Below are 13228 nucleotides of genomic sequence, written 5' to 3'. Positions count from 1 at the left end.
AGGCGTGGGTGGATGGTCGGGTGGTTGAATGCTCGGGTCGGTCTGTTGGCTGCGGATGGCGGCCAGGGGCTACGTCACTCAGGGTCAGGACAGGCTCAGTGTCCCCGGCGCCTGCATCCGCGCCGGTTTGCGCACTTCGCGCTGGAAGATTTCCATGGACAGCTTCTTGGCCGCGATGAAGCCCGCCTGCGACAGCGTCTCCACCGTGCGCGGTCGCGCATCCTGGTAATGCAAGATGTCTGCCACCGCCGTCGGGCGCTTGGTCAGCAGCAGGATCTGGTCGGCCAGATAGACCGCTTCTTCCAGGTCGTGCGAGACCAGGACCATGGTGGTGCCGGTCTGCATGAAGACCTGCTGCAGCTTTTCGCGGATGAACAGCGTCATCTCGAAATCCAGTGCCGAGAAGGGTTCGTCCAGGAACAGCACTTCCGGCCCCGGCGCCAGGGCGCGCATGATGGAGGCGGTCTGCTGCTGGCCGCCGGACAGCTCGTAGGGGTAGCGCATGAGGTCGAACTTGACGTCGAAGGACGCCACCAGTTCATCGACCCGGTGCTTGATCTCGGCCTTGGACTTGCCCTCCAGTTTCAGGGGATAGGCAATGTTGTCGATGGTGCGCAGCCAGGGGAACATGGCGTCGCGGTAGTTCTGGAACACGTAGCCGATCTTGGTCTGGGCCAGCGACTTGCCGTCGAACAGGATCTGGCCGGCGTCGATGGGGATCAGCCCGGCGATCATGTTGATCAGCGTGGACTTGCCGCAGCCATTGGGGCCGAAGACCGAGACGATCTGGTGCTTGGGGATGTCCAGGTCGAAATTCTCGTACAGGGGCCAGCCGGCGAAATGCTTGGTCAGGCCGCGAATGGTGATATGGGTACCTGGCGGCCCCGGAAGGAAAGGGGTTTCCGGGGGCAGGTCGATCTTGGGACTGATGACGACGCTCATCTTCCGCTCCAGTGGACGATACGTTTTTCGATGATGATGAAGACCACGTTCAGCACGTAACCGAGGGCGCCGGCCGAGAGGATGGCGGCATACATCTCGCGCACGTTGAGGACCTGCTGGGTGTCGATGATGCGGTGGCCCAGGCCGTTTTCGGAGCCGATGAACATCTCCGCCACGATCACGATCACCAGCGCCATCGAGACCGCGCTGCGCAGACCCACGAAGGTGGCCTGCAGGCTTTCCCACAGCAGCACGTCGCAGAAGATGCGCCAGCGTGACGCCCCCATCACCTTGGCCGCCATGACGCGCTGCTTGCGCGCGTTGAGCACGCCATAGGCGCTGTTGAAGAGCACGATCAGGAAAGCGCCGAAGGCAGCGATGGCAACCTTGTTGATGTCGGAGACGCCGAAGATCAGCAGGAACAACGGGATCAGCGCCGACGACGGTGTGGAACGGAAGAAGTCGATCAGGAATTCCACGCTGCGGTAGGCGCGTTCATTGCTGCCCAACAGCACCCCGATGGGCACCCCCAGCACCATGGCAATGACGAAGGCCTCCAGCGTGCGCACCACCGTGACGCTGAAGTCCATCAGCAGCGGTCCGCCGGCCAGGCCCTTGAGCATGGCCATGAGCGTGGCTTCGGGCGGCGGCAGCAGGATCGCCTTGATCCAGCCGGCGCGCACCACCAGCTCCCACACCACGAACAGTGCGATGGGGCCGACGATGGGCAAGAGCCGGCCCAGCGCCGGACGCTTGCGCACGACGGTTGGCGGGGGTGGGGGCGAGGTCGCCGTGGGCTTGCTGGCGGCCACGGTCACGGAAGGAGCGACGGTCTCGTTCATGATGGCCTCAGCCCTTGTAGATCAGGTTATCGACCACGATGCGCTGCGAGAACACACCCTTCTCGACGAACAGGTCGTAGAACTTCTGGAAGTAGGCGATATCGCTGGGCTTGAACTCGTTGTAGAGCATGTAGGCCGCCAGCGGCACTTCATTGGTGAGCGAACCCTCGATGGCGGTATAGCCCTTGAGGTAGGTGCGCGCCTGGTCGGGCTTGCTGCGCACCAGTTCGATGCCACGCGCATAGGCGGCGATGTATTTGCGGGCCACTTCGGGATGCTTCTTGATGAATTCCGTGGTGAGTGCAGCCGCACCGCCATGCCAGGGCGCCATCGGGTCGCCCAGGATGTACCTGGCGATCACGCCCGCTTCCAGCACGCGGGTGGTGTTGTTCATGCGGCCGACGGTGCCGGTGGGTTCCAGCGTATAGGCGGCATCGACCTGGCCGGCCGCGAGCGAGGCTACGTGCTGGCCGATGGGCAGCTCCACCACGGTGGTGCCGGTGGCGCCGGCCCGTTCCAGCACGGTCTTGGCCAGCGTGACGTTCTGGATGCCGGGGCCGGAGGCGACCTTCTTGCCCTTCAATTCGGCAATCGATTTGACCGGGCTGTCCTTGGGCACCAGGAATTCATCGAGCACGTACTTGGCATTGCTGGGATTGGTGGCGAAGATCTTGAACAGGCCCGGCTGCGCGATCTCGCCGATGGCCAGGTTGCCGGCGCCGGTGCCATTGGCCGAGCCATCGGCACGGCCGGCCAGCATGGCTTCCATCACCTGCTGGGCACCGGCGAACTTGATGGCCTGCACTTCCAGCCCGGCTTCCTTGAAATAGCCCGCTTCCACGGCGGCGTAGAAGGGCAGGCCGGCGGCCACCGGCCAGTAGCCGATGCGGATCGGCGGCGTCTGCGCGCGCAGGATGGCCGGGGCGCCAGCGATGGCGGTGGTGGCCGCCACCAGACCGGCCCTGGCGATGAAGCGGCGGCGGGTGGTGTCCTGCAGGGGGGAGAGGATGTTCTTTTTCATGAGCAGCTCCGTGGTGAGGTGTCGGTCGTATCGGTCGTGTCAGTTAAGCGAATCGAGGTAGTGGACCCAGCCGCCGTGGTGGGTGATGTCGGTGGCGCTGGCAATGCCGGCCGGCTCGCAAATGAAGCCCTTGACGCTGCTGCCGTCGGCCAGCTCCACCGTGCCGATGCCCAGTGGCGCCGGAATGGCGGCCACGAAGCCGCCGAACTGGCGCAGCGGCATTTCCCACACTTCCACCGCGATGGCGGCGCCGTCGCCTTCGGTGCGGGCCAGGCCGGGTTTGGGCGGCGTGGTGCCAGCCAGGGCATACAGGCGGTACTGGGCGGCGGTGCGGGTGACGGCTACGCGGCGTGCGCCGGCTTCCAGCAATTGCCAGTTCAGCGGCTGGCCGGAGAGGTGGGCGCCGACCACGCAGACCTTGATGGTGCTTTCATTGAAGGGCAGCGGCGCGGCGGCAATCGCATCGGCCTGGGCGGCACCGCCCAGTTGCTGCTGCAGGCGCGCGCCGGCCTCGGCCAGCAGGTGGTCGGACCCGGCCGGGCCGATCAGGGTCACGCCGGCCGGCAGGCCATCGCGCCGCCACACGCCAGGGATGGCCAGGGCCGCCATGTCCATCAGGTTGACGAAGTTGGTGTAGTAGCCCAGTTGCGAATTGCGCACCACCGGATCGGCCTGGACCTCGGCGATGGTGGGGAAGGTGGTGGTGGTCGGCACCAGCATCAGGTCGCTGCCTTCGAGCAGGTCTTCGGCCTCGCGTCGCAGGTCGGCCAGGCGGTACTGGGCATTGAAGGCGTCCACCGCGTCGTAATTGTCCGACTGGGCGGTGATCTGATGCACCACCGGGTCGATGGCCTGCGGGTTTTCCAGGAAGAAGTCGCCCAGCGCGGCGCGGCGTTCGGCCACCCAGGGGCCCTGGTACAACAGCTGCGCGGCATCGCTGAAGGCAGCGAAGGGAATGCGCGCCAGCGTCACGCCGGGCAGTGCCGCGATCTGCGCCAGGCTGCGCTCCCAGGCTTCCTGGGCGACCGTGTCGCCGTAGAACTCGCAGACATCAGGAATGGCGATGCGGTAGCCACGGCGCTTCACGCCCAGCATCGCCGGGCGGCGCGAATAGCCGTCCTCGGCGTCGTAGCCGGCGGCGCTGTGCAGCACGCGCCAGGCGTCGGCCACGTCGTGGGCGAAGATGGAAATGCAGTCCAGCGTGCGGCAGGCCGGCACCAGGCCACGTGCGCTGATGAGTCCCTTGGTCGGCTTGAGGCCCACCAGATGGTTGAAGGCGGCCGGCACGCGGCCCGAGCCGGCGGTATCGGTGCCCAGCGAAAACATCACCTGTCCCAGCGCCACGGCCACGGCCGAACCGGAACTGGACCCGCCCGAGACATACTGCGGCTTGAGCGCATTGCGCACCGCGCCGTAGGGTGAGCGCACGCCCACCAGCCCGGTGGCGAACTGGTCGAGGTTGGTCTTGCCCACCAGCAGGGCGCCGGCGGCCTGCAGGCGCTGCACCACGGTGGCGCTCTCGCTGGCCAGACGGCCGAATTCGGGGCAGGCGCCGGTGGTGGACATGTCGGCCACGTCGATGTTGTCCTTGACCGCGAAGGGGATGCCGAACAGCGGCATGGTCTCGAACACTGCCTCGCCCTTGATCTGCAGCATCAAGTCCAGCGCCGCGGCCTGTTGCTTGAGCTGCTTGGGCGGCACCCGGCTGATCCAGACTTCATTGCGACCGGCGCTGTCGATGCGCGCCAGCAGATCGGCCACGATCTTGCCGGGGGTGCTGCGCCCCTCGCGGTAGGCGGCCAGGGTGGCGGCGATGGTGGGGATGTCCGTACCGGCGCTGGCGTGGATATCGGCGGCTTGGAAGGCAGCTTGTTGCGGGGTCTGGGTGGCGTTCATTTTGGATATTCAAACTTGAATACAAGATTGAATATCTTTAAGCAGAAGCCGTGCCAGGCCATCGTCAGGCGCTGCGGTGGGAGGGGAAAGTCAGGCGGGAAGCGGCTTTGCGGCGGAAATTGCCGCGCGGCAGGATGTCATGGGAGCAACGGCGCAGCTTGTCGATGAGACAAATTGGTGAGGCCTGCGCCGTTTTTGCACCTCAAGTGCGGCGGGTCTGCACGTTTAGGCGGCAGGTCGGCAGATCGGCAAGTCGGGTCAGCCGGAGATTACAGTTCGCCCCATACCGCATTCAGGGCGGCCAGAGCGGCCAGCCCGGCGGTCTCGGTGCGCAGCACGCGGCTGCCCATGGACAGCATCAGCGCGCCCTGGGCGCAGGCCAGGTTTTCTTCTTCCTCGCTGAAGCCGCCTTCCGGGCCGACCACCAGCGTCACTGCCTGCGGCGGGTGATGGCGGGCCCAACCGGAGAGCGGCTGCTCGCCGCGGGGCGAGAGCAGGATGCGCCGGTGCAGGTCGCTCTGGGCGATCCAGCGCTTGAAGTCGGTCACTTCGGCCAGATGCGGCAGGCGGTTGCGGCCACATTGTTCGGCGGCGGCGTGGATGATGCCTTGCCAGTGGGCCTGCTTCTTCTCGGCGCGTTCGCCCGAGAGCCGTACCACGCAACGTTGCGCGGCCAGCGGCTGGAGGGCGGTGGCGCCCAGTTCCACGGCTTTTTCGATGATCCAGTCCATCTTCGACCCTTCGGGCAGGGCCTGGGCCAGGGTCAGGCCATAGGGCAGCTCGGCTTCGCGGGGGGAGAAGGTCTTGGGTTCGGCGTGGGCGCGCTTCTTTTCGATGGCGGTCAGGCTGGCGGTGTATTCACCCCCTTCGCCATTGAAGAGGGTGATGGTGTCGCCCGGCTGCAGGCGTAGCACCTGCACGTGGTGGGCGATCTGCTCGGGCAGGACCACGGCCGAACCGATCGCCAGGGGGTGCGGGAAATAGAAACGAGGCATGGGGCAGGGTCCTGGGGGCGAGGGAGATCAAGAAAATGCAAGAAACATCGAAAATTCTTGTCAGACGATTCATAGGCTGACCCCGAATTTTAATCCCCCCGACGCACTCTGGTAAAATACGGCCCCGCGCTTGTCCCGGGTATTCCGGGCGGGCGCTTTGGCTTCAGAACCCGATTCATGCGCCAGTCGGCGCCTCCAGCACAGCACACACAGACATCGACATGATTTCCACTCTCCCCACCGACAAGATGGCCAACGCGATCCGCGCGCTGGCGATGGACGCAGTTCAGAAAGCCAATTCCGGTCACCCGGGCATGCCGATGGGGATGGCCGAAATCGCAGTCGCCCTGTGGGCCAAGCACTATCGCCACAATCCGGCCAATCCGCAGTGGGCCAACCGCGACCGCTTCGTGCTCTCCAACGGCCACGGCTCCATGCTGCAGTACGCGCTGCTGCACCTGACCGGCTACGACCTGTCGATGGACGACATCAAGAATTTCCGCCAGCTGCATTCCAAGACTGCCGGCCACCCCGAAGTGCACATCACCCCGGGCGTGGAAACCACCACCGGCCCGCTGGGCCAGGGCATCACCAATGCCGTGGGCATGGCGCTGGCCGAAAAGCTGCTGGCGGCCGAATTCAACAAGCCCGGCCTGTCCGTGGTCGATCATTACACCTACGCCTTCGTCGGCGATGGTTGCCTGATGGAAGGCATCTCGCACGAGGCCTGCTCGCTGGCGGGCGTGCTGAACCTGTCCAAGCTGATCGTGCTGTATGACGACAACGGCATCTCCATCGACGGTCACGTCGAAGGCTGGTTCAAGGACGATACCCCGAAGCGCTTCGAAGCCTACGGCTGGAACGTCATCCCGGCTGTGGACGGCCACAATGTCGAGGCGGTCAGCGCCGCCATCCACCAGGCCAAGCTGGCCGACAAGCCGACCCTGATCTGCTGCCGCACCGTCATCGGCAAGGGTTCGCCCAACCTGGCCGGCACCGACAAGGTCCACGGTGCCGCCCTGGGCGACAAGGAAATCGCCGCCGTGCGCGAAGCGCTGGGCTGGTCCGCCGCCCCCTTCGAGATCCCGGCCGACGTCTACGCCGCCTGGGATGCCAAGGCCACCGGTGCCGATTTCGAATCCAGCTGGAAGCAGACCTTCGATACCTACGCCGCCCAGTTCCCGGCCGAAGCCGCCGAACTGCTGCGCCGCCTGAAGGGCGAACTGCCGGCCGCGTTCGAATCGACGGTGACCGCCTACATCAATTCCACGCTGGAAAAGAAGGAAACCATCGCCACCCGCAAGGCCAGCCAGAACGCCATCCAGGCCTATGCGCAGGCACTGCCGGAATTCCTGGGCGGCTCGGCCGACCTGACCGGCTCGAACCTGACCAACTGGAAGGAATCGGTGGCCGTGCGCGCCGACCAGCGCGGCAACCACATCAACTACGGTGTGCGCGAGTTCGGCATGAGCGCCATGATGAACGGTATCGCCCTGCATGGCGGCTACCTGCCCTTCGGCGCGACCTTCCTGACCTTCTCCGACTACAGCCGCAATGCCCTGCGCATGGCCGCGCTGATGAAGATCCGTTCGCTGTTCGTGTTCACCCACGACTCCATCGGCCTGGGCGAAGACGGCCCCACCCACCAGTCGGTGGAACACGTCTCCAGCCTGCGCCTGATCCCCAACCTGGACAACTGGCGTCCGTGCGACACCACCGAGACCGCGGTGGCCTGGGCCGAGTCGATCAAGCGCAACGATGGTCCCAGCACCCTGATCTTCTCGCGCCAGAACCTGCCCTTCCAGGAGCGTACCGACGCCCAGGTCAAGGACATCGCCCGTGGTGGCTATGTGCTGCGTGATGCGCCCAATGCCAAGGTGGTGCTGATCGCCACCGGCTCCGAAATCGAGCTGGCCACCAAGGCCGCCGATGCGCTGAGCGCCGAAGGCATCGCCGTGCGTATCGTCTCGATGCCCTCGACCGACGTGTTCGACCGCCAGGATTCGGCCTACAAGGCATCGGTGCTGCCGCGTGGCATCCCGCGCGTGGCCATCGAGGCCGGCGTGACCGCCTTCTGGTACAAGTACGTGGGCCTGGAAGGCGCCGTGGTCGGTATCGACACCTTCGGCGAATCGGCACCGGCCGGCGTGCTGTTCAAGCACTTCGGCTTCACCGTCGAAAACGTGGTGGCCAAGGCCAAGGCAGTGCTGGCTTGAGCGCTACGCCAGCCATGAGCGAGCAGGTCCTGATCCGCCTTGCCCGCAAGGGTGATGCGGCGTCCATCGCCGGTGTGCGCATCGACGCCTGGCGTGCCAGCTATCGCGGCCTGGTGCCGGACAGCTACCTCGACCATTTGAAGCCCGAGGAAAGCGTCAAGCTGTGGGAACAGGTGCTGGAAGCCTCCTCGGATGCGGCCTGTACCTTCGTGGCCGAGAGCGGTGGCGAGATCATCGGTTTTGCCTCCGGTATGACGCTGGCCGAAGCCCGCTTCGGCTGCGATGCCGAGCTGACCGCGATCTGCGTGCTGCCCGATGAACAGCGCCGTGGCCTGGGCAAGCGCCTGCTGGCCAATGTCGCGGCCACCCTCATCAGCGCCGGCGCGACCGGCCTGATGGCGTGGGTATTGAGCAAGAACGAAGGCGCCGGGGAATTTTTCGAGTCGCTGGGGGCCGAAAGGCTTTATGAACAAACCTTCACCTGGGATGATGGCAGTGAACTGGACGAGATCGGTTTCGTCTGGCGCCAGCTGAAGTCCTGAGCGTGGATGCGGTAAGAACAAGAACGGCAGGAAGGCCGGAAAAGGCGGAATCATGACCGGGCCAGTGCGCCGCAAGGGCGTAGGCTGACGGGCAGGTCGCTTTACCGGCTATCGGTTTGCATCGATTTTTACTACTTGAGGAGAACAGCATGACCATTCGCGTAGCAATCAACGGTTATGGCCGTATCGGCCGCAATATCCTGCGCGCCCACTACGAAGGCGGCAAGAAGCACGATATCGAAATCGTCGCCATCAACGACCTGGGCGATCCGAAGACCAATGCCCACCTGACCCAGTACGACACCGCCCACGGCAAGTTCCCCGGCATCGTGACCGTCGATGGCGATTCCATCGTCGTCAACGGCGACCGCATCAAGGTGCTGGCCCAGCGCAATCCGGCCGAGCTGCCCTGGGGCGAGCTGGGTGTGGACGTGGTGCTGGAATGCACCGGCTTCTTCACCACCAAGGAAAAGGCCAGCGCCCACATCAAGGGCGGCGCCAAGAAGGTGATCATCTCCGCTCCGGGCGGCAAGGACGTGGACGCCACCGTCGTCTTCGGCGTGAACCACCAGGTGCTGAAGGCGTCCGACACCGTCATCTCCAACGCCTCCTGCACCACCAACTGCCTGGCACCGCTGGTGCAGCCGCTGCACGAAAAGATCGGCCTGGAAACCGGCCTGATGACCACCATCCACGCCTACACCAACGACCAGGTGCTGACCGACGTGTATCACGAAGACCTGCGTCGCGCCCGTTCGGCCACCCAGTCCATGATCCCGACCAAGACCGGCGCTGCTGCCGCGGTCGGCCTGGTGCTGCCGGAACTGAACGGCAAGCTGGACGGTTTCGCCATCCGCGTGCCGACCATCAACGTCTCGCTGGTGGACCTGTCCTTCGTGGCCTCGCGCGACACCACCGTGGATGAAGTCAATGCCGTCCTGAAGGCCGCTGCCGAAGCCGGTCCGCTCAAGGGCATCCTGACCTACAACACCGAGCCGCTGGTGTCGGTGGACTTCAACCACAACCCGGCATCGTCCAACTTCGACGCCACCCTGACCAAGGTCTCCGGCCGTCTGGTGAAGGTGTCGTCCTGGTACGACAACGAGTGGGGCTTCTCCAACCGCATGCTGGACACGACCGTCGCCCTGGCGACCGCCAAGTAAGACGTGTCAAGACGTACCGGCCGGGGTTCCCTGGCCGGGAGCGTCAATTTCAGGGCTGTTTCGGCTTCTTTTCCTCGTATGCAAGCCTGCTTGCCGAGGTGAAAATAGACGGATCAGCCTGCAAAAGGATCAGAAGGCTGTTGCGAGCGTCGCTTGCAATGGCCTTTTGTCCGTTTGCCGCCAAGGGCCGCAGGCCCGTCAACAACAAGAGCAACCGACCCAACGAGGGAACGCATGTCAGCAAGCTCATCCCAGGCCCGTCGCCTGTTGGCCAACCTGGCCTTGATATCCGCCGTCAGCCTGTCGCTGTCCGCGTGCGACTATGTCAGCAGCTTCACCAAGCCCAAGCAGACCCCGGAAGAGGCCAAGGCCGAGGGTATCGCGCTGGGCGCCGGCTGCCGCCAGGCCGGCCAGAGCCTGGAAGACTGCTACCAGCGCAATCCCGATGCCCTGAAGGCCGGCATCTTCACCGGCTGGAAGGACATGCACGAATACATGGCGGCCAAGGGCATCCAGACCGTGACGCCGCCGGCGCCGGCACCCGCGGCCGATGCGGCCAAGGATGACGCCAAGGGAAAAGATGGGAAGGACAAGGATGCCAAGGACAGCGATCGCAGCAGCCGTGCCCGCGAACGTGATGCCAATCGCGACAACGCCCGCTCGCGTGACCGCGAAAGCTCCTCGTCCTCCCGCGACAGCAGCACGAGCGATCGTCGCGCAAGCCGCGAAGACAAACAGCCACCCAAGTACTGATCTTCACCTGGCGATCAGTTCGCCTTCAGGAAAGAGGGATGCACCGGCCGGTGCATCCCTTTTTTTTCACTTTTGCGCCGACATGGCCATTTCAACCGAACACCTGCTGCCACAGCCGGATCACGCAGGCCCGTTCATGCTCCACGCGGATGGCGTCGATATGCGCCCGGTCCGAGCCCTGTAGCCGGATCTGGTGCTGCAGCTTGCGGAAGAGGCGATAGGCGTTGGCCGCCTCGTCGGCCATGAGGGCATCGATCAGCCCCAGTTGCGCCGCCAGCTTCAACAGCGCGATGTTGCCGATGTCGCCGGTCAGCTGCGGGTGGTCGCAGGCATGGCGCAGGACCAGGTACTGCACCATGAATTCGATGTCGATCATGCCGCCCTCGTCGTGCTTGAGGTCGAACATCATGCTGCGGTTGGGATGGGCGTCGCGCATGCGGCGCCGCATGGAAAGCACTTCCTCTTCCAGCTTGTCGGCGTCGCGCGGCTGGCGCAGCACGCGCTCGCGCAGCGCCTCGAAACGTTCACCGATGGCGCTGTCGCCGGCACAGAAACGGGCGCGGGTGAGGGCCTGGTGTTCCCAGATCCAGGCGGCGTTGAGCTGGTATTTCTCGAACGCCGACAGGGGCGACACCAGCAGGCCGCTGGCGCCGTCCGGACGCAGGGCGATGTCGATGTCGAACAGGGTGCCGGCCGGGGTGTGGCTGGTCATCCAGGTGATGAAGCGCTGCGCCAGCTTGGCGTAGAGGGCCGGGGCTTCCTGGTCGTCATCATCGTAGAGGAAGACCACGTCCAGGTCGGAGGCATAGCCCAGTTCCTTGCCACCCAGCTTGCCGTAGGCGATCACGGCGAACTGCGGGACCTCGCGGTGGCGCTGGGTGATAGTGCCCCAGACCGCTTCGATGGTCACCTGCACCAGTACGTCGGCCAGGGCGGAGAGTTCATCGGCCAGCTTTTCCACCGACAGGTCGCCTTCCAGGTCCTGCGCCAGCAGGCGGAACTGTTCGGCATGGTGCAGTTCGCGCAGGATGTCGAGCTGGCGTTCGGTGTCGCCTTCGGCCGTGGCCAGCTGGCGTCGGCAGTTGTCGGAGAAGGCGGCCCAGTCGGAGGCGGCCTTGAGGTTGCGGTCGTCCAGCAGTTCATCCAGCAGCAGGGGGTGACGCGTCAGGTAGGTGGCGGCCCAGCCGCTGGCGCCGATCATGCGCACCAGGCGCTGCAGGGCGTAGGGATATTCGGTCAGGAGTGCCAGATAGGCGGCGCGGCGGGCAATGGCTTCGAGGAAATCCAGCAGCCGTCCCAGGGCCGGCAATTCGTCGTAGTGCAGTGCCGCCAGCAGCGGCAGGCAGTTGTTGATGACCGTATTGAGCCGGTTGCGGCTGGCCTCGGGCAGGCTCTGCATGCGCGGCGATTGCCAGGTCAGGTGCAGGCGCCGGGCGCCGTCCTCGACATCGTCTTCCGGGAAGCCGACCAGGCGCAGGGCGTCGGCCAGGCCTTCCAGGTTGTCGTTCTCGCTCACGCTCACGGCCGGGCCATCGGCTTCGCTTTCGCCGGACTGCTTGTCGGCGAAGATGGCGTCGAACTGGGCGGCGACGATGGCGCGCTGGCCTTCCAGCTCATGCAGCAGGGCCGCGCTGTCCGGGTAGCCCATCATCTGCGCCACCAGCAGCAGGTCGTCGGGATTGACGGGCAGGGTGTGGGTCTGGGCGTCTTCCAGGTATTGCAGGCGGTGTTCGAGGTCACGCAGGAAGCTGTAGGCGTCCAGCAGTTGCTGCACCACCTCGGGCGCCAGCAGTTCCTTGGCGGCCAGGGTGCGCAGGGTGATGCGGGTGGAGCGGTCGCGCAGTTCCACGTCGCGCCCGCCCCGGATCAGCTGGAACACCTGGCTGGTGAACTCGATCTCGCGGATGCCGCCCCGACCCAGCTTGACGTTGTTGCTGCGGTCCGGGTGCAGGGCTTCCTGGCGCTTGACCTCGGCGCGGATCTGGCCGTGCATGGAGCGCAGGGCGTCGATGGAGCCGAAGTCCAGGTAGCGGCGGAAGATGAAGGGGCGGCTGATCGCCTCCAGGGTGGCGATATCCTCCGGTGTGCCGGTCAGGGCGCGGGCCTTGGTCCAGGCATAGCGCTCCCATTCTCGGCCCTGGCGCACCAGGTATTCCTCGACCATGTTGAAGCTGGCCACCAGCGGGCCGGAGTTGCCGTTGGGGCGCAGCGCCATGTCGACCCGGAAGGTGAAGCCGTCTTCGGTGATCTCGGCCAGGGCGCCGATGAGTTTCTTGCCCAGGCGCACGAAGAATTCATGGTTGGACAGCGACTTCTGGCCAGCTTCGGCCCGGGTGTCGCCATCTTCCGGGTAGACGAAGATGAGGTCGATGTCGGAGGACACGTTGAGTTCGCCCCCGCCCAGCTTGCCCATGCCCAGCACGATCATTTCCTGCGGGCGGCCGGACTCCTCGCCGATGGGCTGGCCGTAGAGGGCGGTCTGTTCCTGCATCAGCGCGGCCAGATGGGTCTGCACGGCAAAGTCGGCAAAGCCGGTCATGGTCGCCACCACTTCGGCCAGGTCGGCGCGGCCATCAAGGTCGCGCGTGATCAGGGCGCAGATGATCAGGTTACGCAGGCGCCGCATGGCCGCCGGCAGCGCCAGGCCGGCGTCGAGGTCGGCCTGCAGGCGCTGCTGCATGCCGGCACGGTCCATGGGCTGGGCGGCGGCGGCCAGGACCAGGGCCGGGCGGGCGGCGTCGGCCTGGGTCCAGCGGGTGTAGTAGCGGGAGGTGGTGGCGTCGACCAGGGATCGTTGATGAACAGGCATAGGGGACCGCAAAGCTCCACGACAGGATGTGAAAACACGATGGTGTAAA

At 65.4% G+C, this 13228-nt stretch carries 10 protein-coding genes; 4 read left to right on the top strand and 6 right to left on the bottom strand.

Annotation, left to right across the window (positions count from 1 at the left end; translation table 11 throughout):
• Positions 1 to 84: 84 nt before the first annotated feature.
• From HWE04_RS07105 to HWE04_RS07085, 5 genes are all read right to left on the bottom strand, one after another.
• Positions 85 to 942 (bottom strand): ABC transporter ATP-binding protein, encoded by an 858-nt coding sequence (locus tag HWE04_RS07105; RefSeq protein ID WP_241811960.1) that lies wholly within the window; start codon positions 940 to 942, stop codon positions 85 to 87.
• A complete protein-coding gene (locus HWE04_RS07100; protein WP_241811959.1) occupies positions 939 to 1784 on the bottom strand; it encodes an ABC transporter permease in 846 nt (281 codons plus the stop codon). The genes HWE04_RS07105 and HWE04_RS07100 overlap by 4 nt, the downstream gene beginning before the upstream one ends.
• A 7-nt stretch (positions 1785 to 1791) precedes the next feature.
• Positions 1792 to 2805 (bottom strand): ABC transporter substrate-binding protein, encoded by a 1014-nt coding sequence (locus HWE04_RS07095; protein ID WP_241811958.1) that lies wholly within the window; start codon positions 2803 to 2805, stop codon positions 1792 to 1794.
• 39 nt (positions 2806 to 2844) lie between these two features.
• Positions 2845 to 4701, bottom strand: a complete 1857-nt coding sequence (atzF, locus tag HWE04_RS07090) for an allophanate hydrolase (protein WP_241811957.1) — start codon at positions 4699 to 4701, stop codon at positions 2845 to 2847.
• A 269-nt stretch (positions 4702 to 4970) separates the two neighbouring features.
• On the bottom strand, positions 4971 to 5696 hold the full coding sequence (locus tag HWE04_RS07085) for a 16S rRNA (uracil(1498)-N(3))-methyltransferase (RefSeq protein WP_006463141.1): 726 nt from the start codon (positions 5694 to 5696) through the stop codon (positions 4971 to 4973).
• Between the two features lie 215 nt (positions 5697 to 5911).
• Here HWE04_RS07085 and tkt point away from each other — a divergent pair, with 215 nt between their 5' ends.
• From tkt to HWE04_RS07065, 4 genes are all read left to right on the top strand, one after another.
• Positions 5912 to 7912, top strand: coding sequence for a transketolase (gene tkt, locus HWE04_RS07080; protein WP_326491480.1), 2001 nt, complete (start codon positions 5912 to 5914; stop codon positions 7910 to 7912).
• Positions 7913 to 7926: 14 nt separating this feature from the next.
• On the top strand, positions 7927 to 8454 hold the full coding sequence (locus HWE04_RS07075; protein WP_006463139.1) for a GNAT family N-acetyltransferase: 528 nt from the start codon (positions 7927 to 7929) through the stop codon (positions 8452 to 8454).
• A 149-nt stretch (positions 8455 to 8603) separates the two neighbouring features.
• Complete coding sequence (gene gap, locus HWE04_RS07070; RefSeq protein WP_241811956.1) at positions 8604 to 9617, top strand: type I glyceraldehyde-3-phosphate dehydrogenase; 1014 nt, start codon at positions 8604 to 8606, stop codon at positions 9615 to 9617.
• Positions 9618 to 9851: 234 nt separating this feature from the next.
• Positions 9852 to 10370, top strand: a complete 519-nt coding sequence (locus tag HWE04_RS07065) for a hypothetical protein (RefSeq protein ID WP_039875190.1) — start codon at positions 9852 to 9854, stop codon at positions 10368 to 10370.
• Positions 10371 to 10461: 91 nt separating this feature from the next.
• Here the strand turns inward: HWE04_RS07065 and glnE are convergent, their stop codons facing one another.
• On the bottom strand, positions 10462 to 13179 hold the full coding sequence (gene glnE / locus HWE04_RS07060) for a bifunctional [glutamate--ammonia ligase]-adenylyl-L-tyrosine phosphorylase/[glutamate--ammonia-ligase] adenylyltransferase (protein ID WP_077237814.1): 2718 nt from the start codon (positions 13177 to 13179) through the stop codon (positions 10462 to 10464).
• Between the last annotated feature and the right edge of the window lie 49 nt (positions 13180 to 13228).

The organism is Herbaspirillum sp. C7C2 (assembly GCF_022627865.1).
GTDB lineage: Bacteria > Pseudomonadota > Gammaproteobacteria > Burkholderiales > Burkholderiaceae_D > Herbaspirillum > Herbaspirillum frisingense.
The sequence above is the reverse complement of the archived record's forward strand: the minus strand, read 5'-3'. Positions and strand labels throughout refer to the sequence as shown.

Coding starts and splice junctions, on each gene's coding strand:
- HWE04_RS07075 (WP_006463139.1), top strand. CDS start 7,927: ATGAGCGAGCAGGTCCTGATCCGCCTTGCCCGCAAGGGTGATGCGGCG.
- HWE04_RS07105 (WP_241811960.1), bottom strand. CDS start 942: ATGAGCGTCGTCATCAGTCCCAAGATCGACCTGCCCCCGGAAACCCCT.
- atzF (WP_241811957.1), bottom strand. CDS start 4,701: ATGAACGCCACCCAGACCCCGCAACAAGCTGCCTTCCAAGCCGCCGAT.
- gap (WP_241811956.1), top strand. CDS start 8,604: ATGACCATTCGCGTAGCAATCAACGGTTATGGCCGTATCGGCCGCAAT.
- HWE04_RS07100 (WP_241811959.1), bottom strand. CDS start 1,784: ATGAACGAGACCGTCGCTCCTTCCGTGACCGTGGCCGCCAGCAAGCCC.
- glnE (WP_077237814.1), bottom strand. CDS start 13,179: ATGCCTGTTCATCAACGATCCCTGGTCGACGCCACCACCTCCCGCTAC.
- HWE04_RS07095 (WP_241811958.1), bottom strand. CDS start 2,805: ATGAAAAAGAACATCCTCTCCCCCCTGCAGGACACCACCCGCCGCCGC.
- HWE04_RS07065 (WP_039875190.1), top strand. CDS start 9,852: ATGTCAGCAAGCTCATCCCAGGCCCGTCGCCTGTTGGCCAACCTGGCC.
- HWE04_RS07085 (WP_006463141.1), bottom strand. CDS start 5,696: ATGCCTCGTTTCTATTTCCCGCACCCCCTGGCGATCGGTTCGGCCGTG.